This window comes from Mesorhizobium sp. W067, from assembly GCF_054719525.1.
In genome coordinates this window covers 4,037,756-4,059,478 of record NZ_JBTTII010000001.1, presented here as the reverse complement: position 1 = coordinate 4,059,478, position 21,723 = coordinate 4,037,756, and the positions used below count along the sequence as shown (strand labels likewise).

25 protein-coding genes and 1 tRNA gene are annotated in these 21,723 nt (G+C 62.0%); 11 read left to right on the top strand and 15 right to left on the bottom strand.

The window, feature by feature from the left end; genetic code table 11:
- Together ACYG97_RS19725 and ACYG97_RS19720 are read left to right on the top strand one after the other, a co-directional pair.
- Entirely contained in the window at positions 1-639 is a 639-nt protein-coding gene (locus ACYG97_RS19725; RefSeq protein ID WP_023671666.1) for an NrsF family protein, read from the top strand.
- A gap of 202 nt (positions 640-841) precedes the next feature.
- Complete coding sequence (locus ACYG97_RS19720) at positions 842-2,776, top strand: PAS domain S-box protein (protein ID WP_050587141.1); 1,935 nt, start codon at positions 842-844, stop codon at positions 2,774-2,776.
- Between the two features lie 27 nt (positions 2,777-2,803).
- Here ACYG97_RS19720 and ACYG97_RS19715 read toward each other — a convergent pair whose 3' ends face one another.
- The 7 genes from ACYG97_RS19715 to ACYG97_RS19685 form a co-directional block, all read right to left on the bottom strand.
- Complete coding sequence (locus ACYG97_RS19715; RefSeq protein ID WP_023671668.1) at positions 2,804-3,682, bottom strand: 3-hydroxybutyryl-CoA dehydrogenase; 879 nt, start codon at positions 3,680-3,682, stop codon at positions 2,804-2,806.
- A gap of 120 nt (positions 3,683-3,802) precedes the next feature.
- Positions 3,803-4,732, bottom strand: coding sequence for an electron transfer flavoprotein subunit alpha/FixB family protein (locus tag ACYG97_RS19710; RefSeq protein ID WP_023734599.1), 930 nt, complete (start codon positions 4,730-4,732; stop codon positions 3,803-3,805).
- Positions 4,733-4,752: 20 nt separating this feature from the next.
- Entirely contained in the window at positions 4,753-5,502 is a 750-nt protein-coding gene (locus ACYG97_RS19705) for an electron transfer flavoprotein subunit beta/FixA family protein (protein WP_023686691.1), read from the bottom strand.
- Positions 5,503-5,713: 211 nt separating this feature from the next.
- Entirely contained in the window at positions 5,714-6,514 is an 801-nt protein-coding gene (locus tag ACYG97_RS19700) for a rhomboid family intramembrane serine protease (RefSeq protein ID WP_023734598.1), read from the bottom strand.
- A gap of 28 nt (positions 6,515-6,542) precedes the next feature.
- Positions 6,543-7,124 (bottom strand): cob(I)yrinic acid a,c-diamide adenosyltransferase, encoded by a 582-nt coding sequence (locus ACYG97_RS19695; RefSeq protein WP_023671672.1) that lies wholly within the window; start codon positions 7,122-7,124, stop codon positions 6,543-6,545.
- A gap of 19 nt (positions 7,125-7,143) precedes the next feature.
- Positions 7,144-7,335: a twin transmembrane helix small protein gene (locus ACYG97_RS19690; RefSeq protein WP_023671673.1), complete on the bottom strand. Its 192-nt coding sequence runs from the start codon at positions 7,333-7,335 to the stop codon at positions 7,144-7,146.
- 24 nt (positions 7,336-7,359) lie between these two features.
- Positions 7,360-8,226, bottom strand: coding sequence for an SDR family oxidoreductase (locus ACYG97_RS19685; protein WP_084023796.1), 867 nt, complete (start codon positions 8,224-8,226; stop codon positions 7,360-7,362).
- A gap of 60 nt (positions 8,227-8,286) precedes the next feature.
- On the opposite strand from ACYG97_RS19685, the gene ACYG97_RS19680 reads away from it, so the two are divergent.
- A complete protein-coding gene (locus ACYG97_RS19680; protein WP_023671675.1) occupies positions 8,287-9,138 on the top strand; it encodes a YihY/virulence factor BrkB family protein in 852 nt (283 codons plus the stop codon).
- Here ACYG97_RS19680 and ACYG97_RS19675 read toward each other — a convergent pair.
- Positions 9,135-10,010: a DMT family transporter gene (locus tag ACYG97_RS19675; RefSeq protein WP_031202754.1), complete on the bottom strand. Its 876-nt coding sequence runs from the start codon at positions 10,008-10,010 to the stop codon at positions 9,135-9,137. The two genes, ACYG97_RS19680 and ACYG97_RS19675, sit on opposite strands and share 4 nt — an antisense overlap.
- Positions 10,011-10,228: 218 nt before the next feature.
- Here ACYG97_RS19675 and ACYG97_RS19670 point away from each other — a divergent pair, with 218 nt between their 5' ends.
- A complete protein-coding gene (locus tag ACYG97_RS19670; protein ID WP_023671677.1) occupies positions 10,229-10,516 on the top strand; it encodes a hypothetical protein in 288 nt (95 codons plus the stop codon).
- On the opposite strand, the gene gluQRS is transcribed toward ACYG97_RS19670, so the two are convergent.
- On the bottom strand, positions 10,517-11,392 hold the full coding sequence (gluQRS, locus tag ACYG97_RS19665) for a tRNA glutamyl-Q(34) synthetase GluQRS (protein ID WP_023734596.1): 876 nt from the start codon (positions 11,390-11,392) through the stop codon (positions 10,517-10,519).
- Positions 11,393-11,466: 74 nt separating this feature from the next.
- On the opposite strand from gluQRS, the gene ACYG97_RS19660 reads away from it, so the two are divergent.
- Positions 11,467-12,108, top strand: a complete 642-nt coding sequence (locus tag ACYG97_RS19660) for a DNA-3-methyladenine glycosylase family protein (protein WP_023685318.1) — start codon at positions 11,467-11,469, stop codon at positions 12,106-12,108.
- A gap of 128 nt (positions 12,109-12,236) precedes the next feature.
- Positions 12,237-12,794 (top strand): HNH endonuclease, encoded by a 558-nt coding sequence (locus ACYG97_RS19655; RefSeq protein WP_023734595.1) that lies wholly within the window; start codon positions 12,237-12,239, stop codon positions 12,792-12,794.
- A 265-nt stretch (positions 12,795-13,059) separates the two neighbouring features.
- On the opposite strand, the gene ACYG97_RS19650 is transcribed toward ACYG97_RS19655, so the two are convergent.
- Both ACYG97_RS19650 and ACYG97_RS19645 read right to left on the bottom strand, forming a co-directional pair.
- Positions 13,060-13,578, bottom strand: a complete 519-nt coding sequence (locus tag ACYG97_RS19650; RefSeq protein WP_023686688.1) for a disulfide bond formation protein B — start codon at positions 13,576-13,578, stop codon at positions 13,060-13,062.
- Positions 13,579-13,640: 62 nt separating this feature from the next.
- A complete protein-coding gene (locus tag ACYG97_RS19645; RefSeq protein ID WP_023673756.1) occupies positions 13,641-14,225 on the bottom strand; it encodes a YqaA family protein in 585 nt (194 codons plus the stop codon).
- 206 nt (positions 14,226-14,431) lie between these two features.
- Between ACYG97_RS19645 and ACYG97_RS19640 the strand changes: the two genes are divergently transcribed.
- From ACYG97_RS19640 to ACYG97_RS19630, 3 genes are all read left to right on the top strand, one after another.
- A tRNA-Leu gene (locus ACYG97_RS19640) sits at positions 14,432-14,516 on the top strand.
- A gap of 93 nt (positions 14,517-14,609) precedes the next feature.
- A complete protein-coding gene (locus tag ACYG97_RS19635; RefSeq protein WP_023734594.1) occupies positions 14,610-16,001 on the top strand; it encodes a tyrosine-type recombinase/integrase in 1,392 nt (463 codons plus the stop codon).
- A 176-nt stretch (positions 16,002-16,177) separates the two neighbouring features.
- On the top strand, positions 16,178-16,729 hold the full coding sequence (locus ACYG97_RS19630) for a hypothetical protein (protein ID WP_023734593.1): 552 nt from the start codon (positions 16,178-16,180) through the stop codon (positions 16,727-16,729).
- Between the two features lie 94 nt (positions 16,730-16,823).
- Here the strand turns inward: ACYG97_RS19630 and ACYG97_RS19625 are convergent, their stop codons facing one another.
- Positions 16,824-17,279, bottom strand: a complete 456-nt coding sequence (locus ACYG97_RS19625; RefSeq protein ID WP_023734592.1) for a hypothetical protein — start codon at positions 17,277-17,279, stop codon at positions 16,824-16,826.
- Between the two features lie 2 nt (positions 17,280-17,281).
- Entirely contained in the window at positions 17,282-18,334 is a 1,053-nt protein-coding gene (locus ACYG97_RS19620) for an ImmA/IrrE family metallo-endopeptidase (RefSeq protein ID WP_198029743.1), read from the bottom strand.
- Between the two features lie 86 nt (positions 18,335-18,420).
- Between ACYG97_RS19620 and ACYG97_RS19615 the strand changes: the two genes are divergently transcribed.
- The gene (locus tag ACYG97_RS19615) at positions 18,421-18,924 is read left to right on the top strand and encodes a hypothetical protein (RefSeq protein WP_023734590.1); all 504 of its coding nucleotides are present in this window, start codon (positions 18,421-18,423) and stop codon (positions 18,922-18,924) included.
- A 164-nt stretch (positions 18,925-19,088) separates the two neighbouring features.
- Here ACYG97_RS19615 and ACYG97_RS19610 read toward each other — a convergent pair whose 3' ends face one another.
- Positions 19,089-19,535 (bottom strand): hypothetical protein, encoded by a 447-nt coding sequence (locus tag ACYG97_RS19610; RefSeq protein WP_023734589.1) that lies wholly within the window; start codon positions 19,533-19,535, stop codon positions 19,089-19,091.
- A gap of 184 nt (positions 19,536-19,719) precedes the next feature.
- On the opposite strand from ACYG97_RS19610, the gene ACYG97_RS19605 reads away from it, so the two are divergent.
- Positions 19,720-20,355 (top strand): recombinase family protein, encoded by a 636-nt coding sequence (locus tag ACYG97_RS19605; protein WP_023734588.1) that lies wholly within the window; start codon positions 19,720-19,722, stop codon positions 20,353-20,355.
- A 137-nt stretch (positions 20,356-20,492) separates the two neighbouring features.
- Here ACYG97_RS19605 and ACYG97_RS19600 read toward each other — a convergent pair whose 3' ends face one another.
- Complete coding sequence (locus tag ACYG97_RS19600; protein WP_156937236.1) at positions 20,493-21,302, bottom strand: DUF429 domain-containing protein; 810 nt, start codon at positions 21,300-21,302, stop codon at positions 20,493-20,495.
- Between the last annotated feature and the right edge of the window lie 421 nt (positions 21,303-21,723).

Genomic DNA, 21,723 nt, shown 5'->3' with positions numbered 1-21,723 from the left:
ATGAGGACGGAGGATCTCATCAAGGCACTCGACGCCGACACAAGCAGCAAGGCGATGCCGCTGCGCTCGGCCTGGTTGATGGCGGCCGCAGCCGCGGCGGTGATCGCGGCTCTGGTCTTCTTTCTCACCATCGGCCCGCGTCCCGACATCATGACCGCCATGCACACGATGCGGTTCCTGGCGAAGTTCGTGTTCACCATCGTGCTCGCCGTCACCGCCTTTGGCCTGGTCCGGGCGTTGTCGACGCCGGGCGCTTCGACGGCAAGAGCCGCGGCCTGGATGCTGGCGGCGCCGCTGCTGGTGGCCGTGGCGGTGGCTCTCGAACTGTTCATGGTGCCGGAGCCGATGTGGAGCACGCGCATGGTCGGCTCCAACATGATGATCTGCATGGGCTTCATCCCGCTGATCGGCATCGGCCCGCTTGCCGTCTTCCTGTGGATGCTGCGCTATGGCGCGCCGACGCGGCCGGTGTTGGCCGGGGCGGTCGCGGGACTGCTCGCCGGCGGCCTGGCGGCGACCTTCTACGCCGCGCACTGCTTCGACGATTCGCCGCTTTTCGTCGCCACCTGGTACACGCTCGCCATCGCCGTCCTCGCCGGTCTGGGCGCGCTCGGGGGACGGTTCTTCGTGCGCTGGTGACCGGGCCGTTCAAGATCGCCCAATAATCACCGATCCTTAATCATGCCGGCAATTGTTTGCGGGTTCACCGTGTTGCCGGTGGCTCCGGCGCAACCTTTCCTTAAAATCGATCATCCAGTGTTTTTTGCAGAAATGTGTTGCGCATGGGGTGGCATGCACAGTGATGCGGCGAGAGCGAAAAAGCCTGCGGGCTGACAGTCACGTGGCTTTGGTGCTTGCGGCCGGAGGGCTTTGCGCTGCCGTGGTCGCGCTCCTGCTGTCGCGGCTCGATGTCAGCGCCGAAGTGCTGAAGCTATGCTTGCAGATATCGGTGCCGGTCGCCGCCGTTGCGCTGATTCTCGCCGCCCTGTTCATTTACCGGATACTGGACGACCGCCGGCAGATCGCCGAAAGCGAGCAGCGTTTCCGCCGCGCCATGGAGGATTCGGCGATCGGCATCGCCATTGTCGGCCTCGACGGCCGCATCCATGAAACCAACCCGGCCTTCGCCGCCATGCTCGGCTACAGCAAGCAGGAGATCGAGGCGCTGACCTTCTTCCAGATCACCCATCCCGACGATGTGCAGATCGGCCGTGAGACGATGGACGGCATGCGGGCGGGCACCGTCAACGCCTTCCACTTCGAAAAGCGCTACCTCAGGAAGGACGGCACGCCGGTATGGGCCCATCTTGCCGGTTCCGTCATTCGCGACGAGAAGAGCGGGAGCCCGCTCTACCTGGTCTCCCAGATCGAGGATATCGATGCGCGCAAGCAATCCGAGGCGCGCATAGCCGAAGCCGAAACGCGCTGGAATTTTGCCCTGGCCAGCGCCGGACAAGGCGTCTGGGATCTTGATATGCGGAAGGGCGGCACCACCTACTCCGCCACCTGGGTGAAGATGCTGGGCTATGCCGATGGCGAACTGGACGGCGACCCCGACCGCTGGCTGGCGATGATCCACCCCGACGATCGCGAAAACGTCGCCGAAGCCGATCGTGCCCATCTGGAGGGCAGGACACCGTTCTTCGAAGCCGAGTTCCGGATGCGCCACAAGGATGGCCACTGGGTCTGGATCCTCGACCGCGGCAAGACGCTCGAACGCGACAAGGACGGACGGCTGGTCAGGGCCATCGGCAGCCTGACCGACATCACCCAGCGCAAGCAAACCGAGGAAAGCCTCATCGTATCGGCGGCAATGCTGGCCGACGAGAAGGAGCGGCTGAGGGTGACGCTGCAGTCGATCGGCGACGCCGTCATCTGCACCGATGCCGCCAACCGCATCACCTTCATGAACCCGGTCGCCGAAAAGCTCACCGGCGTTGTTGGCGCGGAGGCGCTCGGCAAGACGCTTGGCCATGTCTACTGGGCGGTGGACGAAGAAACCGGGCAAAGGATCGGCATGACGCGGCCGGCGCTCGGCAGCGCCAGCCCTGCCGACCAGAACAGTCGCGCCGTCCTCATCCGTCGCGACGACACACGCTGCAGCATCCGCCAGGTGGTGTCGCCGATCATGAACGACCGCCAGGAGTTCTGCGGTCTTGTCATCGTCTTCCAGGACTTCACCGATGCGCGCGCCTTGCAGCGCCAGCTCGCCTATGCCGCCGCGCATGATGCGCTGACCGGCCTTGCCAACCGTTCGAGCTTTATCCGCACCATGGAGGAACTGGTCGACCGGAGCCGCAAGGCCGGCACAGCCAGGTCGGCGGGCGAACATCATTTCATGTTCATCGATCTGGACCATTTCAAGCTGGTCAACGACACTGGCGGGCACGCCGCCGGCGACGCCTTGCTGAAGCGGGTTGCCGAGGCCATTCGCGGTGCGCTTGGGCCGGAGGATATCGTGGCCCGCCTCGGCGGCGACGAATTCGCGGTCATCCTGAAAGCCGGGCCGAGCGCCGGCGCCAGGATTGCCGCACGCTCTGTCATCGACGCCATCCGCGGCCTGCAGTTCAGCTGGGACGGCCGGCCGCATGCGATCGATGCCAGCATCGGGCTGGCGCCAATCCACAGCAACAGCGGTGAAGTCGACGAGATCATCGCCCGGGCCGATGCTGCCTGCTATGCGGCCAAGGCCGCCGGCCGCGGCTGTGTTTCCGTGGCGCCTGACGATACCGGGTCAAGAGGCCAAGCAGAGCCGCCGCTTGCAGCGGCGTCCTGAGGGAGCACGGAACTTTCGTTCTGGTGGTTAGCGCGTCGGAACCGGATGCTCGCCGCGATAGTCGTAGAAGCCGCGCCCGGTCTTGCGGCCGAGCCAGCCGGCCTCGACATATTTCACCAGCAGCGGGCAGGGGCGATATTTCGAATCCGACAGGCCGTCATGCAGCACCTGCATAATCGACAGGCAGGTGTCGAGGCCGATGAAATCGGCGAGCTGCAGCGGTCCCATCGGATGGTTGGCGCCGAGCCGCATGGCGGTGTCGATGGCATCGACCGAGCCGACCCCCTCATAGAGCGTGTAGATCGCCTCGTTGATCATCGGCAACAGAATGCGGTTGACGATGAAGGCCGGAAAATCTTCAGAGACGGTGATGGTCTTGTCGAGCTGTTTCACATAGGCCTTGGCCGCCTCGAAGGTCTGATCCTCGGTAGCGATGCCGCGCACCAGTTCGACCAGCTTCATCAGCGGCACGGGGTTCATGAAATGTATGCCGATGAAACGCTCAGGACGGTCGGTCTGCGCGGCAAGCCGGGTGATCGAAATCGACGAGGTGTTGGTCGCCAGAATGGCTTCCGGGTTGAGCTGGGGACAGAGCTGCGCGTAAATCTTGCGCTTGACCGTCTCGTCCTCGGTCGCCGCCTCGATAACCAGATCGGCACCGGCGAGATCAGCCATGGTGGGGGCTGCGGAAATGCGCGCCATCGCTTCGTTACGCAGCTTTTCCTCAAGCTTGCCGGAGCCGACCTGGCGGGCCATGTTGCCGCTGACCGTGGCAATGCCCTTCTCGATACGGTCGGGCGAGACGTCGTAGATCAGCACCTTGAAACCCGAAAGTGCTGATACATGCGCGATGCCGCCGCCCATCTGGCCGGCGCCGATGATGCCGATCGTCTCGATCTTGGCCATTTGCAGCGATCCCGTCGAAAAGGCCTTTGCGGCCTGCTTTTTGTGCAGTGCAAACTAAAAGGGTGGGGCAGCTTCGTCTACCCCACCCTTTCACAATTTAATACGCTTTGGCAGAAAGCGTCAAAGCGCCTTTTGCAGTTCCGGCAGGATGACGAACAGGTCGCCGACCAGGCCATAATCGGCAACCTGGAAGATCGGCGCCTCCTCGTCCTTGTTGATGGCGACGATGACCTTCGAATCCTTCATGCCGGCAAGGTGCTGGATGGCGCCGGAAATACCGACGGCAATATAGAGGTCAGGCGCCACGACCTTGCCGGTCTGGCCGACCTGCCAATCATTCGGGGCGTAGCCGGCGTCGACGGCAGCGCGCGAGGCGCCGACGGCTGCACCGAGCTTGTCGGCGACCGGCAGGATGACTTCCTGGAACTTTTCCGAGGAGCCGAGCGCGCGGCCGCCCGAAATGATGATCTTGGCCGAGGTCAGTTCCGGACGGTCGGTTTCCGAGAGTTTGTTCTCGACGAAAGTGGAGAGGCCGGGATTGGCCGCGGCCTTCACCGTCTCGACAGCTGCCGAGCCGCCCTCGGGGGCAGCCTGGAAGGAGGCGGTGCGCACAGTGATGACTCTCTTGGCGTCGGTAGACTGCACCGTCTGGATCGCATTGCCAGCATAGATCGGCCGCTTGAACGTGTCTGGTGAAACCACTTCGATGATCTCGGAGACCTGCGCGACATCGAGCAGGGCCGCCACGCGCGGCGAGACGTTCTTGCCCGACGAGGTCGCCGGCCCGATTATGGTGTCGTAGGCGCCGGCCAGTGAGACAACGAGTGCGGCGAGCGGTTCGGCGAGGCGCTCGGCCAGTTCGTCGGCCTCGGCCAGCAGCACCTTGCTCACGCCCTTGAGCTTGGCGGCGGCGTCGGCAGCGCCTTTGGCGCCTTTGCCGGCCACCAGCACATGCACGTCCGAACCGATCTGCAGCGCCGCCGAGAGCGCTTTGGCGGTCTGGTCGGAAAGAGTTGCGTTGTCGTGTTCTGCGATGAGGAGAATGGTCATTTTATCTGTTCCTTCCAGTCTCAGAGCACGCCGGCTTCGTTCTTCAGCTTGTCGACCAGTTCGGCGACGCTCTTGACCTTCACGCCCGCCTTGCGGCCGCTGGGCTCCTCGGTCTTGAGCACCTTCAGGCGCGGCTTGACGTCGGCGCCGTAATCGGCCGGGCTCTTTTCGTCGAGCGGCTTCTTCTTGGCCTTCATGATGTTGGGCAGCGAGGCATAGCGCGGCTGGTTGAGGCGAAGATCGGCGGTGATGATCGCCGGCATCTTCAGTTCCACCGTCTGCAGGCCGCCGTCGACTTCGCGCGTCACCTTGGCCTTGTCGCCGTCGATCACGACCTTGGAGGCGAAAGTGCCCTGTGCCCAGCCGAGCAGGGCGGCCAGCATCTGGCCGGTCTGGTTCGAGTCATCATCGATCGCCTGCTTGCCGAGGATCACGAGACCGGGCTGTTCGGCGTCAACGACGCCCTTCAGCACCTTGGCGACGCCGAGCGGCTCGGTCTGCTCGTCGGTCTTGACCAGGATGGCGCGGTCGGCGCCCATGGCGAGCGCGGTGCGGAGCGTTTCCTGCGCCTGCTGCGGGCCGACCGAAACGACGATGATCTCTTCGGCCTTGCCGGCTTCCTTCAGCCGGAGCGCCTCTTCCACCGCGATCTCGTCGAACGGGTTCATCGCCATCTTGACGTTGGCGAGTTCCACCGCCGAACCATCGGCCTTGACGCGAACCTTGACGTTCGCATCCACAACCCGCTTCACGGGCACAAGGATCTTCATTGTCTGTCACCTCTCCTGAGATATCCGGGCGCGCTATAGCAGCGTGCGCCTCCGCAGAGTTGTCGAAAGCCGACATTCCTGACTGAATTCCGGCCAAACGGAATCCTGGCCGGACGAATTCTGGTCTTCTGCCGCCTAGCGGTGGCGCTCTCCGTAGTTGTGGCGACGCAACACGTCAATATGCCACGGCAGCGGCCAAACCCAAATCGGTTCACTTGTGACCGGAAGCGCCACCCCGGCCCCAACGCGTCTCAGGTTGCACGGGAGCGGGACCGGCTGGCGCCGGCCCAGTAGAAGCGGCTGGCTGATCGGCGGGTTGCGGCTCGCCGTCGCCACCGGCGAGCAGCGGCACGCCGCGGCTGCGCATAATGAGCACCAGCACGCCACCGGCAATGATGCCGCCAATATGGCAGGCCCAGGATATCTGGTTTTCGCCGCCGGCGGCAAACATCACCACCTGGAAGCCGATCCACAGGATCAGTGGGATGAAGGCTGGGATACGCAGCGGAATCCGGGCAAAGACCAGCACCCACACTTTCACCCGGGGGTAGAGGACCAGATAGGCGGCGACGACGCCGGCAATGGCGCCGGAGGCGCCGATCAGCGGAACCTCCGAACTCCAGGCGACGAGCCCCTGCAAGAAGGCGCCGGCGATGGCGCAAAGCAGATAGAAGATGAGGTAGCGGATGTGGCCGAGTGCGTCCTCGACATTATCGCCGAACACCCACAGGAACAGCATGTTGCCGCCGAGATGAAAGATATCGGCATGTAGGAAGGCATAGGTGAGGTAACTCAGGCTCTCCGGAATGACGACGAATTGGGGCGAGAGTTCTGCCGTGTCGTGGACAACCGAAGGAATGAAGCCGAAGCCGAGCACGGCTGCGTTGTTGAAATTTTCGCCGCCGATCGTGGTGATGAGAAAGACCAACACGTTGGCCGCGATCAGGCCGATCGTCACATATTGCAGCCGGATGTGGCGCAACCTGTTGGAGTCGTAAAGCGGGATGAACATGCCCCAAGCCCTTTCCCGCCTTCGAAATTCAGCGGTTCTTGCCGGGCACCCATAACACGTCGGCATTTCCGTTGTCATTGACCGCACGGGCGGCGACGAACAGAAAGTCGGAGACGCGGTTTATGTATTTCAGCCCCTCGCGATTGACATGTTCGGCCGGGTCCTGCGCCAGCGCCACCATGATCCGCTCGGCCCGTCGCGCCACGGTGCGGGCAAGATGAAGTGCTGCCGCCGCCGGCGTGCCGCCATTGAGCACGAAGGATTTGAGCGGCTGCAGATCCTTGTTGAGAAGGTCGATATCCTTTTCGACGCGGTCGGTCTGCGAGGCGATGATGCGCAGCGGCTCGTAGCCCAGCGGCTTGCCGTCGTCGGGCACGGCGAGATCGGCGCCGAGGTCGAACAAATCGTTCTGGATGCGGGACAGCATGGCGTCGATGGCGGGATAACTTGCCGCTGTGTGCAGGCGGGCGATGCCGATGCAGGCATTGGCTTCATCGACGGTGCCGTAGGCATCGACGCGCAGGTCGGATTTCAGCCTGCGTTCACCGGTGCCGAGGCCAGTGGTGCCGTCATCGCCGGTGCGGGTGTAGATCTTGTTGAGCTTGACCACGTCGCCTCCCGAACGGCCGTCACTTGCGGGTGAAATACACCACCAGCAGGATCAGTGCCAACGCCAGCGCCTGCAGCAGCACGCGTGCCTGCATCAGCTTGTTCGAGCTCACACCGGAGCCGCCGCGCATCATGTTGATGAGGCCGCGGACAAGCACGATCACCACGGCGACCATGACGAGGACGAGGAGGACTTTGATGACGGTTGCCATGATCTGTTCCCAGTTCTGTTGCGATCAGGCGCGTCCGGCCAGAACGCGGTAGAGCATCGATGCCGGCAGGATGCGCTTGAGCATCACGCCAATCCTGGCCGGCACTGTTACCACATAGTGCGGGCGCGGGCGCCGCGACAGAAGTGCATGGCGCAAGGCCGCATAGACCACCTCCGGCCCCTTTTTCAGCCGTGATGAGCTGCCGCCGGCCCGAAGCCGCGCCAGCTGCGTGGCATAGGCGACGTGGTGGACGGAATTCTCGTGGTCGATGTTTTTCAGGAACCAGAACAGCCCGTTGCTGGCGATTTTCGAGGTCACCGGCCCCGGTTCGATCAGCGAGACATGGATGCCGCTGCCCCTGAGTTCCTGCTGCATGCACAGCATCAGGCCTTCGAGCGCGTGCTTGGAGGCTGAGTAGGCGCCGCGAAAAGGCACCGGCGCTAGCCCAAGGATCGAGGAACAATGAAGGAGGCGGCCATGTCCCTGGCGACGCATTACCGGTACGATGCGTCGGGTGAGGTCGTGCCAGCCGATGAAATTGGCCTCGAACTGCTCGCGCAATGCCGCAACCGGCAGGTCTTCCACGGCGCCGGGCTGTGCATGGGCGCCGTTGTTGAACAGGGCGTCGAGGCGTCCGCCTGTCCGCTCCAGCACCGATGCCGCAAGTGCTGCGATGGAATCCGGCTCACGGTAGTCGAGATAAAAGGCCTCGATGCCATCGGCTTCAAGTGCGGCTATGTCATCCGGCTTGCGCGCCGTTGCAAACACGCGCCAGCCATCCGCCTTCAGTGCACGGGCGCAGTGGGCGCCTATCCCGGACGAGGCGCCGGTGACGATGATGGTGCGCAACTCTTTGGCAGGCGGCATCGTGGTTTGAGCAAGGGTTGCCATTTGCCACAATCCCTTCCCATATTCGCGGCGTCGAGACAATCGAAGGGAACGCGGCTCTTGATGCGGAATATCGTCGTGCTGCGCCGCGTGCTCTATGACGCGCTTGGCCATTTCAACACCGATGACGGCTGGGCCATGGCCAGCCATCTGGCGATCACTTCGCTCATGGCGCTGTTCCCGTTCCTGATCTTCGCCACCACGCTGGCGAGCTTCCTCGGTGCGCAGGCGTTCGCCGATACTGCCGTGCACCTGGTCTTCGACACCTGGCCCGAACAGATCGCCAAGCCTATCGCGCGCGAGGTGCTCAACGTGCTGACCGTGCGGCGCACCGATCTTTTGACCTACGGCGTGCTTCTGGCGGCCTATTTCGCCTCCAACGGCATCGAGGCGCTGCGCACCTCGCTCAACCGCGCCTACCGCGTCGCCGAAACGCGCGGCATCATCTACCGCCGGGTGCAGAGCATTTTCTTCGTGCTGATCGCGACGGCCGGTTTCCTGGCGATCAGCGTGCTCCTGGTCTTTGCGCCTTTGCTGGCGCGGCTGGCGGAAGCTCATTTCGAGTGGATCAAACCCTATACGGGCACGATCACGCTGTGGCGCTACGTCATCGCCTCAACCGTCATCATTGGTGGCTTGTTTGCCGTCCACTACTGGCTGCCGGCGGGCAAGCGCCGCTTTGTCTCGCTGGTGCCTGGCATCATCTTCACTCTGGCTGCGTGGCTTGTCGGCTCGACGATGTTCGCGACCTACCTCGACCATTTCTCGTCCTATGTGACGACCTATGCCGGCCTCGCCTCGATCATGATCGCCGTGGTTTTCCTCTATATGCTGTCGGCGATCTTCATCCTCGGCGGCGAACTCAATGCGGCGATCAGCCGCTTTCTCGAAGCGCGCGCACGTGTCGGCAGCTAGGTTTTGGCTGGCCGAGCCGTGGCCAGCCCGACGCCGAGCGTCGCGATTGCCATGCCGACGATCTGCACGAGGCTGAGCCGTTCGCCGAACAGCGCCCAGGCGATGACAGCGGTGACGGCCGGCACCAGGTAGAACAGCGACGCGACCTTCGACATCTCGCCGTCGCGGATCATCACCATCAGCAGGAAGATGGCGCCGATCGACAGCACCAGGACCAGCCAGGCCATGGCGAAGATCAGTTCGCCGTTGATGATCACCGTGTGGGTCTCCAGTGCCAGCGAAGCCAGGATCATCAGCGAGCCGCCGCCGATATATTGCCACATCGTCGCCGCCACCAGGTCGCCACCCGAGGCATAGCGCTTCTGCCAGATGGTCCCGGCGCTCATGCCCAGCACCGAGACCAGCGACGCCGTCAGGGTTTCGGGCGTAACGCCGCCGCCGAGAGCGCCGAGCTTCGGCCACAGCACGATGATCACTCCCACAAGGCCGACGGCAAGGCCGGCCCAGTGGCGCGGCAGGATGTCCTCGCCGAGGAACCGGCCGGCAAGCACGGCGGTGATCAGCGGTTGCAGGCCGACGATCAGCGCCGAAAGCCCGGCGGGCATGCCCCTGTGGATCGCCCAGAACACGGCGCCGAGATAGATGCCATGCATGAGGATGCCGGCGACCGTGGCGTGAAGCGCTTCTGCCCTTGTGGCTCGCTTCGAGCCAAGCACGAGCATCAGCCCGGCAAGCAGCAAGGCGGCGATGACAAAGCGGGCTGCCAGAAAGGTGAAGGGCTCCGCCCAGGGCATGGCGTAGCGCGCGCCGATGAAACCTGTCGCCCACAGGACGACAAACGAGGCGGGGATGAACCGCTTGAGACTGTGCATTTCGGGGAAGCCGTTTCCGGTGGAGAGGTCCGATTCGGTGAAGAGACAAATACGGCAATTGCTCTAATGCGGTTCAATCCGGCAAGCAAAGTGAAACAATCGGTACATAAGCTCATCCTGATGTAGGAGGTGGCCGAATTCAAAAGGCGGCGTCAGGGCAATCGACTTCTGTCGATCGATCCGGCGACATGGCGTTTTGGCTTCGACAGGGAGCGCGCATGCTGTTGCATCTCGATACAAGCTGGCTGTTGATGACGGTGGCCAGTGTGGCCGTGTTCGGCTTCTTCTTCGGCTCAGCGCTCGACGCCATCATGCAGGAGGACGGTTTTGGGTCGACCGGCAACACATTGCTGTTCACGCTCGGCTTTTTCGCCGCGGTCATGGCCGCGAACGAACATGGCATCGTCCTGAGAGATCTGAAGCTCGCGGTTGCCTGGGGACTGGGCGGCGCCTTCGCGTTTATCGGCGCGTTGGCGCTGCTCAAGGCGGGGCTGGCCCGGCTTTAGTCATAGCCCGGCCAGCCGCCTGACTTCGTCCGGCGACATGCCTGCCTGCCTCAGCGCGGCAAGGCCGGTATCAGCAAAACTCTTCGACAGTTTGCGCCCATCCGGACCGAGTATGAGACGGTGGTGGAAATACTGCGGCTGGCCGAGGCCGAGCAATTCCTGCAGCAGGCGCTGGATGCCGGTCGCGGAATAGAGGTCGCGGCCACGCACGACATGGCTGACGCCTTGCAGAGCGTCGTCGACGACGACGGCCAGGTGATAGCTGGTCGGGATGTCGCGGCGCGCCAGAATGACGTCGCCCCAGTCCTGCGGACGCGCCTCGACACGCTGCGTCGCCGAAAGCGTCTCGTTGGTGAATTCGCGCCAGGACAAATCCGTGCCGACGCGCGCCAGCGCTGCATCAATGTCGAGGCGCCAGGCGAAGGGCGCATTTTCGGCGATGCGGCGGTTGCGTTCGCTGACCGGCAGCGCCTTGTCGGCGGCGGGATAAAGCGGCACGCCGTCCGGGTCGCGCGGCCAGCCGCGGCCGCGCTTTTCGCTGTCGGCGATGAAGGCCCTGATCTCGCCACGGCTCATAAAGGCAGGGTAGACGAGTTCTTCGCGGACCAGCCGGTCGAGCACGGCCTGATAGTCGGAGAAATGCTCGGCCTGGCGCCGCACCGGCTGTTCCCATTCGAGATCTAACCATTCGAGGTCGCGAAAGATGCCGGCCTCGAATTCAGGCGTGCAGCGGATCGTGTCGATGTCCTCGATGCGCAGCAGCAGGCGGCCGCCGGCCGCACGCGCCAGTTGCTGGTTGAGCAGTGCCGAATAGGCATGGCCGAGATGCAGTTCGCCATTCGGGCTCGGCGCGAAGCGGAATGTCAGGAGCGTCATCTCACAAGCGGCAATCGGGTTGTGCAGCGGTTTTGCCAATTGCTACCGTGAGGTCGGTTCAGGAACAAGAAAACATGCAACGCATCGCGACACTGGACGATATTGCGCGCGGGCTGGATGCGCTTTGCGCAATCGATCCGCGCCTGGAAAAGGTGCGCGGCATGGCCGGCGAGGTGCCGCTGCGGCTGTCGGAGCCCGGCTTTCGAAGCCTGGCCTCCATTATCGTTTCGCAACAAGTATCCCGTGCGAGCGCCGATGCCATTTTCGGCCGGCTGGTGAAACTGGTCGATCCGCTAACGCCGCAGGCGATCCTTGCCGCCGGCGAGGACATGTTTCGTGAGGCTGGGCTGTCGCGGCCGAAGCAGCGCGGTCTGATCGCGGTTGCGCAGGCCGTGGTTGAGGGGCTCGACCTGCATCACCTCTGTTCGCTCGACGCCGAAGAGGCGATCGCGGCTATGATCGCGGTGCCGGGCATCGGCCCGTGGACGGCGGAAGTCTATCTCCTGTTTGCCGCCGGCCACCCCGATATTTTCCCCGCGCGCGACGTCGCGCTGCAGAGCGCGGTCGGCCACGCGCTCGGCATCGAGCCGCGTCCGCCGGAGAAAACGCTGATCGCTCTGGCCGAATCATGGAGCCCGTGGCGAGGCGTCGCATCGCGGCTTTTCTGGTCCTATTATCGCGAAACCAGGGGCCGGGACGCAGCACCTCCGGCCTGAAACCGCAAAAAAGCATGAAAACCCTGCATTTTTGCCGCGTTTGGCTGATGACAATCCGCTTCACATCCCTGTCATGTCGGGCTTACAGTATCCACGCCGATCGGTTTTAAAACGAGGAGGTCAACAAGGTGACGGTTGCCGTATCTCCGGATGGGCTTCCTGCGCTGGTGCTGAATGCGGATTACCGTCCGCTCAGCTATTACCCCTTGTCGCTCTGGTCCTGGCAGGATGCCATCAAGGCGGTGTTCCTCGACCGGGTCAACATCGTCGCCGAATACGAGCATGCGGTGTCTTCGCCGACCTTTTCGATGAAGCTGCCCAGCGTCGTCAGCCTGAAGGCCTATGTGAAGCCGTCGAGGCACCCGGCATTCACCCGCTTCAACGTGTTCCTGCGCGACCGCTTCCAGTGCCAGTATTGCGGCACGCCCGAGGAACTGACCTTTGACCACGTCATCCCGCGCCATCGCGGCGGGGCGACGACGTGGGAGAATGTCGTGGCCGCCTGTTCACCCTGCAATCTGAGGAAGGGCGGCATGATGCCGGCGCACGCCAAGATGTGGCCGCTGCAGAAGCCCTACCAGCCGACCGTGCACGACCTGCACAACAATGGCCGGCTGTTCCCGCCTAACCATCTGCATGAAAGCTGGATGGATTATCTCTACTGGGATGTGGAGTTGGAGCCGTAGGGATTGGCGCGATCGGCCTTGCCAGGGCAATCGCCGATGTCAGGTGCTGCCCCTCATCCGGCTGCCGCCACCTTCCCCCGTATAGTGACGGGGAGAAGGGAATTGTCTGCAAATCTGGCGCCCTTCTTTCAGCGTTCGGGATTGGCGAAACCATTGATGACTGCGTCTTTCTCCCCGTCACTATACGGGGAGAAATGCCCGGCAGGGCAATGAGGGGCGGTGCCAACATTTAGAGACTGGCCGTATGGCGCGACCTCGCACTTGATTAATCGCGGGCCAGCGCGCCGCGAAAGGCGACGGCGGCGAGGATGAAGCTGGCGATGGCGTTCCAGCCGGCCAGCGACAGGCCGAGGATACGAAGGGCTGCCTTGTCGCAGGATGGCGGCACGAATTTGTCGAGCGCGTCGAGCACGCCTTTGCCGCCGGTATCGACCGGGCCGGCGCCGGCCGTGCAATCGGCCGGACCCTGCCACCAGGCCCATTCGACGCCCGAATGATAGACGCCGAGATAGAGCCCGTAGAGCATCAGCAGGCCGCCGACGGCAAGCAGGCCGCGCGTCAGCCATGCGGGTGCGCTGAACATCGAGGCGATCACCGCCAGCAGCATCAGCGGGGCGCCGATATAATAGGGCGTGCGCTGTTCCAGGCAGAGATGGCAGGGGATGTAGCCGCCTATGTGCTGGAAGGCGAGCGCGGAGCCGACCGTGGCGGCCATGGCCACGGCGAGAAACAAAGCGGTGCGCGTCCGCTGGCGTCCGGTATCGGCTGTCATCGTGGCTGTCATGTTTCGTCCGTTGAATTCGCCGTCCGCCGGCATAGTCCTGACCCACCGCCCGCCTTGGGCGGTCAGAAGGCGTATTTGACGACGATATAGAGCAAAATCAGGGCGGCGGCGCCGGCGCCGACGATCAATCCCAAACGCTTCTCGATGAATTCCTTGATCTCCTCGCCATAGCGGCGCAGCAGCCAGGCAAGAAGCAGGAAACGAGCGCCACGCGCCAGGATGGCGGAGACGATGAAGACGAAAAGATTGACGTGGAGGGCGCCTGCCAGAATGGTGACCACCTTGATCGGCGGCAGGTGGGCGGCACCCGATGTGACGAGCAGCACCAGCATCAGCCCGGTGCCGGCCGACTGCCACCTCTCGAACGCGTCAAGGCCGCCAAAGTGCTCCAGCATCGGCCGTGCTATCGTGTCGTAGGCATAGTAGCCGATCAGCCAGCCGGCAATGCCGCCCAGCACCGACGCGACAGTAGCGGTCAGCGCGTAGCGATAGGCGCGTTCGGGCCGCGCCAAAGCCATGGGCAGGTACAAGACGTCGGCAGGTATGAAAAACACCGAGCTTTCGACGAAGGCGATGAAGGCCAGCCACCATTCGGCGGATTTGCGGGCCGCCAGCGACAAGGTCCAGTCGTAAAGTCCGCGAAGCATCGGCTCTCCTGGATGCAGGTTGCCCAGACGCAACGCGCTTTGATGCGCGTCTGTCTAGAAAGATTTTCCGCGCCGCACAATGGCAGGAGCTTCACGAAACAGAAAGGCGGGCTTTTGCCGCAAGCAGGGCACGGCGGCGCATTTGGCCAGTTGACGAACAGGCCTCCAACCGTATAGTCCGCGCCCATCCAGGCCTTTGGGCCTGAGCCCCTATGGCGGAATTGGTAGACGCGCTCGACTCAAAATCGAGTTCCGCAAGGAGTGCTGGTTCGATTCCGGCTAGGGGCACCACTTCCCACCCGAGACCCTTTGAAAACCAAGGAATGCAAGGGCTTTCGCTTTCCCCGAGGTACACTTCTAGGTACACCAAGGGGTACAAATCGAATGAGACTGGTCTTGAAGCACGTCCAGAAACGCGGCCAGACGTGGCGCTATAGGCGCAAGGTCCCCGCTCCGCTCCGCGAAATACTCGGCAAGGGTGAACTGGTAGCGCCGTTAGGCGACAGCGAGCCAGAGGCGATTAAGCGGTATGGCCGAGTGCATGGTCTTGCAGAGCAGACGTTGACTGACGCGAAACGCCGGCTCGCCGAGGCCCAAGGCCAAATCGCTGCGCGCATTGAGACCCCGCTCGACCACTTCGCCAAAACGCGTGACGCAATCAAGGCTTATGGCTTCGACCCGGACCCGCCCAGCATAAGTGAGGCCGAGTGGTTCGCCCGTTCCTCGGTGGCAGAAAGATTGACCGTTGGCCGCCCGGTTGACCCGGAAACAGGCCATCCTCTCGACGTTGCCCCGGCCGAGACCGCGCTTATCGCCGCCCTGCATTCGGGTCTTGGCCCGGCCCCCCTTCCGACGCTGGAGGATGCCAAGCGGCTCTATCTGAAGGACCGCGCCAAACGCTCCAACTCAAGCGAACTGGCAAGAAAGAAGGACGAGCAGCGAGTAGAGCGGGTGGTGGGCTATGTGAGAGACGCCCTTGGCAAGAACCCTCTTCTAACCGAACTCCGAAGAGCTGACGCCCGCGCGGTACAGGACCACATGCTCCGGGTCATCAACAGCCCAAACACGGTCGAGCGCTACCTCAATGACACGCGAGCAGTCATCAACCACGCTCTCAAAGAAATGGACCTCAGGCACATTGCGAACCCCTTTATGGGCCTAGTGGTCGTCAGTGCCAACGAAGCAGAAACGGCGAAGGATCGGCGGCGGTCCCTAAAGGACGCGGAGCTTGCCGCCATCCGCGTACGGATCGATACGCTATCTCGCGCCGACGACCTTAAGCACCTCTGGCGCATCCTTGAGGGCACCGGGTGCCGGCTTGCAGAGGTGACGGGCGCACGGACTGTTGACGTGATGGTTGACGGAGAGCTTCCCCATATCAGCGTCCAGTGGCACGAGGGGCGGCGTCTCAAGACCCACTCGTCGCGCCGCAGGGTCCCATTGGTGGGAGAGGCCCTAAAGGCGGCTAAGGTCGCGCTGGAGGCGGCCGGAGAGGGTGCCTTGCTGTTCCCTCGCTACGGCGGCGATAGTGGCCCAACAAGCGCGTCTGCGGCCCTTATGAAGCACGTTCGGGCCGTCGTTACAGACCGCAAGGCAACGGTTCATTCCCTTCGGCACAACATGAAGGACCGCCTTCGGGTGGTGGGAGTACCTAAGGTCACCCAAGACATGATCCTCGGGCATGCAAGTGGCGGCGTGGGAGAGACCTATGGGAGCGATGAGGCGCGGCTTAGGGTGGCGATGGAGGCCATGGCGAAGGCGCTTTCCAGCTCTTGATAGGGCGAGCAATTGGTGATGCAACTGTGCCGCGCTTCTGTTTCGCGGGTAGGCCCTTGTAGGGGCCACGCTCTTAACCGGAGCGGGCGGAGTGTTCACGGCGGACCTTGGTAACTCCTAAAACGAGCTTCGCTTCATTGTCACCGTAGCTGTCTTTGTCTTCGGAGCTTCCAACCATGTCGAACCCCTGGGATCGTCCGCCCGGTCCACAGACCGGCGACCCTGACATAGAAACTACCTATGCCGCCGTTGGTCTCGTCATGTCCAGATGGGAAGAGGTCGAACTTGAGCTTTGTTACTTATATGCAGCGTTCAAGGGCCAGGGCGACGATATCTCCGTCCTGCGCGAATATGGGAGCGGTGCGATATTCAATGCCCGAAAAGCCATCCTGCAGAGCAAGGCAGAGACCTATTTCCGCGCCAGTCCATCACAAACAAACGAAGGGAACTTCTGCCGTCTGATCACTGCATGCGAGGGATTTTCGGCTCGCCGCAATGACATCGCCCACGGCGTTGTGCGCTTGACCGTTTTCGGCGGCAAAGACCAACCGTCGTTGACGCAGTACGCCCTTGGTCCCAGCTTCTATGACCCACGACGCTTTGCGCCGGGCGAGCCGAGGATGACGGAGTACTTTTACTCGTCCGTTGAATTGAAGAGGCTGGCGGAACAGTTCGCCGCGCTGGAGGACAGGGTAAGCACTTTCCGTGTAGCACTCTTCGGGCACTAGAGCACAGCGGGGCCGCAAGGGGATCAGCACCGCGTGCGATAACACCGAAGCGCCAAAGGGACGCAAGACCCTGAAGACGGCATAGCGGTCTAGCCTATGCGAAAGCGCCATCGACCTGAATAGCATTCATTTGGAGAGCATTGCAGAGACTATTCATTGAGGCACGGTGCGTGCCGGGATCGCCTGTAACCAAAACACACTTGGGTAGTTGACCATTTTGAGCGCAGCTTACCAGCGCGATCAAAACCAATTTGTCTTGCTCAACTCGTCCCAGCGGTGCATTGGACGACGCCAATAGAAGCGCTGAAAGTGCCTCCGTTCGCAGATAGACGGCTTCATCGCAGTCCAGTATCTCTATCCCAGATTTCTTCAATTCTGCCGCGAATACCTTGTTGATTTGTTGAAGTTGAAAAAACACCTCTGTTATTGTTGCCACTCTTTCCGCGCTCGCCTTCTTATAGAGGGCGGTCTTCTGGACTTTCTTGCAAGACGCGAAATATAGGCACGCCTCCAGATCAAGAACGAACTTAACCCCCAGGTAGACGGCCAACGTCAGCTCTCCAACCGGCGCTTACCGATCCTTGAAAGCTCTTCGAAGGTCTGCGGCTTCAAATTTGTCAACCGGTAGGCATCGAGATTAGAGATCGTCTTCCTGTTTACCGCGCCTCCCAAAACTTTCGGGAGCAAGTAGCCAAAGCGGCTGATTTGGGCGGGAATGCCTCCGCCTTTCCCGTTACCGGTCTCCTTTTCATCCTCTTCCTCAATCGCGGGAATACGGGGCGGAAGCGCCCGAACCCACTTCGAGTAGAACCGCTCGTCTAGTTTTAGTTCAGTGACCCTTAGTGCTGCGGCCTGTTTGCTGACGCCGAAATGGTAGGCAAGCGCGTTCGTTGTAGTACGGACATCTTTGCCTACGGCGTCAGCATACAAGCTCGAAAACTGAGCCTTCGGCATGGTAACTGCCGCCGTCACTCGATTGCAGAACTGTTCTATCTTATTGCCGATCATAGTCGGATCGGAAACGCCCGACCGCCCGAGCATGACGTGAACCACTTCATGCATAAGCGTGAACAGCTTCGTGGCGGGACGCTGGTTGGCTGTGTTAATCAATATGAGGGGGAAGTGACCCTTTTGGGAAAGGCAAAACCCCCTGAAGCTGTCGTTCGGCACCCTGTCGCATAGAACAATTGCACCCTCGCGCTCCACAGAAACCCGCGTCTCTCGGAATGTTTCAACCGGATCAACACTGCCATCCGGCCGGGTGCTTTTTTTGTATAGTGTCCGGAGCGTGTCGGCGGCGGCGGCGACACCGCCGGCCACGGTCGCACCTTTCTTAAACGAGGCATCCCGGCTGGTCTCGAAGATGTCGTCGTTTAGATAGGCCACGATCGACCTGGCCCGCTCAACGCGGGAAAGCCCCGCAGACGTCAAGATAGCCGGCCTGTTCTCTACCGTTCGAAAGTCCGGAAGGTTCTGCTCAATCTCCAAATTCTTGAAAAATAGAAACTGGGTGGGGACCGCCAGCGCTTTGGCGAGGGCGACAACCTTGCCTCTGGACAGGGCGGTAGGCGTGGCTTCGACGCTGTTCAGCAGGTCGGGCGGCAATTTGGACGCGTCAGAGACAGCACCGCTAGTCAACTGCCTAGCATGTCGGATAAGCTTGACTGTCTGCGGGTTCGGAGAAAGCTTCGGTGACATCTTACAATACTCTGGGGGACGTTTCGTGCGTTGTCCTCAACGATTTCGGCAATCTGCTCTCAATCGCGTTCGGCATCAACTTGGCACTACCAGTTTTTCGTGAATTAGTAGTTTTCAACAGGCAGACCATCGTCAAGCGCCTCGTGGCGCTTCAGCAGCTTGTTGAGACGCAGACCTATGAAAACAAGTCGAGACGCACGCAGCATATGTCGAGCTTGTCACGCTCAAGGATCACTCTTGCCGCTTGTGATAAGGAGTTAGGCGAAAAGATCAAGTATCTATCTGTCGTGACATTTCTTTTTTCTTTGGCTTCACTTTTTTGGATGTTCATCGGTATCTATGACCGTGCATGCCTGTCCCCATTAATGATTTTCTTTTCTGTTGGGTTGACCTTCATCCCGCTTCCGGCGTCTCTTTTCTATTTAGCAAGCATTTCCCAGACCCGGTTCCGTTCAATTAATACAGACCTGGACCAGCTGATGAAGGACATCATGTAGTCGGTGCTTTGTGGCAAAATTGCCCGGACTGGACCTAACGTGGCCCTGAAGGGCGTTTCAAACTGACGGAAAAATCCGAGGGGTCGAACTGGACAGTTGTAGCGGCACGATACCCCCCGGGGGGAGGGCGCTTAGGCTAAGGCTTCCGACTATCGATCTTCTCGTCATTCCATGGCGGAGTAAGATGCTCGGCCGTTGTCTTTCGAGCGAAGGGCGAGTTCTTCATAAAGGTAGCGAGCGAACATCGAACCCGCGCCAAGCACCACCCATAGCGGCACACCGACAGCCCCACCAAGTGCGGCAATCCCGGCGCTTTGACCACCAAACAGCGCGACGCCAACAGCAGCAGCACCAAGGCCCAACCGCTGGGCGGCAGTGCGGTTGTCCCAGCCGAGACTTTTTGTCTGTGAGGCGACGATCTTGACGACGGGCCATATGACTTTGCTCGAGATCGTCACAGCAACGGCACGTTTCGCCTTCTGGTGCACAGGCAGGTCGGAGTTCCGAATGTCGAGCAGCTTCAGCGCCCAAGCCTGAAGCGCGGCGCTTTGCGCGGGGGTAGCCTCTTCAGCAATCCGAACCGCGAGTTGACGACAGTTCTTCTCATCCATTTGGCGGCCCCTCAATCTGCACCATGGCTCGTATCAGAGCAGAGACCGCAACGACAGGTGTCCGGAAGGGTATAGCCCAGCGTACAGCGATGGCGCTGCCCGAAAGGATGTCCGATAGGGTTGACTTCCACCAACGGACAGTCTAGTCATCGTACACCACGCTAACGGACACCCAGAGGAACCCATGTCCAAGACCATTCTCTATGCCCGCGTCTCAACCGTTGACCAGACGCTCGACCACCAGCGGACCCACGCGGAGGCCGCCGGCTTCACGATAGACGACGTAGTGGCCGATCACGGGGTCTCCGGAGTGAGCACCACGCTTGCCGAGCGCCCCGAGGGCCGCAGACTTCGGGATATGCTGCGCCGAGGGGACACGCTTGTGGTGCGCTGGGTGGACCGGCTGGGCCGCAACTATCAGGACGTTTGCGACACAATCCGCGAGCTGATGCGCAAGGGCGTGGTCATCCGGACCGTCATCAACAACATGACCTTCGACGGGGCAACGAAAGACCCCATGCAGCAAGCCGTGAGGGACGCGCTCATAGCCTTCATGGCCGCGACCGCCCAAGCACAGGCCGAGGCTACGAAAGAGGCCCAGCGGGCAGGAATAGAGGCCGCTCGGGGGCAGGAGGACCGCTATAGGGGCCGGAAGCCCAGCTATGACCGGGCCGCGCTCCGTGCCGTTGCTGACATGCTGGCGCAGGGGCAGGGAACGTCCGCCGCCGCCAAGGCATCAGGGCTCACGCGTCAGACGGTGCTGCGGATCAAGGAAGACCCTGCGGCCGCCGAGAAGGCCCTTGCGGCTTGGCGTATGTGAGGGGGGCCGAGATGGTCTACACGCTGGCAATGACCTTCCTCGCCCTTTACGGCATCTGCGGAGCGGTGGCGATCCTGCGGAAGGTTATCGGACGTTAGGGAAGCACCGGAGCATCGTCCCCATCCCGCCGCGCCTCGTCAAACTGTCGCCCCCTCGACGCGGTGCTTCGCACAGCCCGGCATCGGTATCCAAATCGCCGACTGGTCGTCGCCGAAGGGCACCGCCCGCCCTTCCAACACGCAAATACCCACCGCCGCACAGACGATGGCATCAAGCATGTCTTCATAGGCTTTCCACTCTCGACCGCTCGCCTTCTCACAATCGAGCTCTGGTAACGCGGTCTGCACGCCCGAGATTTCGTTTTCCATCAGCGACGCGATGCCCTTCATCTCGCGAAAGATGTTGAGGTTGCGGACCTTCGAGGGCTCGTCGGGCCAGTAGCTGCGCCGGTTGCCAAACTTGTACGGAAGTCGCCGCTCGGCCGAAGCGAATTCGATCAGAGCTGGATGGGGGTAGACCTCAACTAGGCCGCGCAAGACGAGCCCGGAGGTGCACAGCTTGTAGCCCTTCTGCTCAAAGGCCGCCCGTAGAGCATCGCTTACAGCGCCGGGGCGGACCGCGCTCGGCGTGTGGGTTCCTGCCCACCGCGCCCCGTAGGCGCGAGAGACGGCATTGTCGCTGGCGCGGCGAGAAATGATCGGCGTCCGGGACAGCGGCATGTCGACCGCGATCAGATCGACTGGACTTCCCGCCAACACATTGGCCGCCTGGAGCGCTCCTGAAGCATCGGCGAACAACTCGGGCCGCCGCCGGTCATCCGTCTCTGGAAGCGCACAGAAGGCACCGTAAGAGGACGCTGCTGCCCGCAGGTGCCAGCCGCCGGGGTTCTCAACCGCCAGTGCAACGCCGCTCGGCTGGGTCGCCGTCCAAGCCGCATCTATTCCCAAGACTGCTCGCAAATCGTCCTCCCGCGAAGGCGACTATGGGCAACAGCGTCACCGTCAGCAACTTTTTTCGGGCACAGTTCGGGCACAAGGGCCAGTGAAGGACTTGTGTGCCAAGGCTCCACACCGGATACGGGCTCCGGCGCGTTGAAATCGTTGAGTTTTTGCCGTTGACCCGATGTTCGGAATGCCCCATATAGGCGCAACGCATACCCGAGTGGTGGGCTAGACCCGACCACTGAACCGCCCCGAAGTCCAACCCGCTCACAGCGGCCCCCTCGGCCCCAAGAGCCCAAATCCAAAACCAGTTTGGCTGTACTGCGAACAGCCCGGTCGATTGCAGCCATGCCTGACGTGCCCTCACGGGTCGACAGCGGGACCGTACGGGGCAAGACGATGATCCCCGGCCGAACCATAGTCATGG

Excerpts from the sequence above, each read along its gene's own strand:
- ACYG97_RS19725 (WP_023671666.1), top strand. The coding sequence starts at position 1 with ATGAGGACGGAGGATCTCATCAAGGCACTCGACGCCGACACAAGCAGC.
- ACYG97_RS19715 (WP_023671668.1), bottom strand. The coding sequence starts at position 3,682 with ATGGCCAAGATCGAGACGATCGGCATCATCGGCGCCGGCCAGATGGGC.
- ACYG97_RS19710 (WP_023734599.1), bottom strand. The coding sequence starts at position 4,732 with ATGACCATTCTCCTCATCGCAGAACACGACAACGCAACTCTTTCCGAC.
- ACYG97_RS19705 (WP_023686691.1), bottom strand. The coding sequence starts at position 5,502 with ATGAAGATCCTTGTGCCCGTGAAGCGGGTTGTGGATGCGAACGTCAAG.
- ACYG97_RS19700 (WP_023734598.1), bottom strand. The coding sequence starts at position 6,514 with ATGTTCATCCCGCTTTACGACTCCAACAGGTTGCGCCACATCCGGCTG.
- ACYG97_RS19690 (WP_023671673.1), bottom strand. The coding sequence starts at position 7,335 with ATGGCAACCGTCATCAAAGTCCTCCTCGTCCTCGTCATGGTCGCCGTG.
- ACYG97_RS19685 (WP_084023796.1), bottom strand. The coding sequence starts at position 8,226 with ATGGCAACCCTTGCTCAAACCACGATGCCGCCTGCCAAAGAGTTGCGC.
- ACYG97_RS19680 (WP_023671675.1), top strand. The coding sequence starts at position 8,287 with ATGCGGAATATCGTCGTGCTGCGCCGCGTGCTCTATGACGCGCTTGGC.
- ACYG97_RS19675 (WP_031202754.1), bottom strand. The coding sequence starts at position 10,010 with ATGCACAGTCTCAAGCGGTTCATCCCCGCCTCGTTTGTCGTCCTGTGG.
- ACYG97_RS19670 (WP_023671677.1), top strand. The coding sequence starts at position 10,229 with ATGCTGTTGCATCTCGATACAAGCTGGCTGTTGATGACGGTGGCCAGT.
- gluQRS (WP_023734596.1), bottom strand. The coding sequence starts at position 11,392 with ATGACGCTCCTGACATTCCGCTTCGCGCCGAGCCCGAATGGCGAACTG.
- ACYG97_RS19660 (WP_023685318.1), top strand. The coding sequence starts at position 11,467 with ATGCAACGCATCGCGACACTGGACGATATTGCGCGCGGGCTGGATGCG.
- ACYG97_RS19650 (WP_023686688.1), bottom strand. The coding sequence starts at position 13,578 with ATGACAGCCACGATGACAGCCGATACCGGACGCCAGCGGACGCGCACC.
- ACYG97_RS19645 (WP_023673756.1), bottom strand. The coding sequence starts at position 14,225 with ATGCTTCGCGGACTTTACGACTGGACCTTGTCGCTGGCGGCCCGCAAA.
- ACYG97_RS19635 (WP_023734594.1), top strand. The coding sequence starts at position 14,610 with ATGAGACTGGTCTTGAAGCACGTCCAGAAACGCGGCCAGACGTGGCGC.
- ACYG97_RS19630 (WP_023734593.1), top strand. The coding sequence starts at position 16,178 with ATGTCGAACCCCTGGGATCGTCCGCCCGGTCCACAGACCGGCGACCCT.
- ACYG97_RS19610 (WP_023734589.1), bottom strand. The coding sequence starts at position 19,535 with ATGGATGAGAAGAACTGTCGTCAACTCGCGGTTCGGATTGCTGAAGAG.
- ACYG97_RS19605 (WP_023734588.1), top strand. The coding sequence starts at position 19,720 with ATGTCCAAGACCATTCTCTATGCCCGCGTCTCAACCGTTGACCAGACG.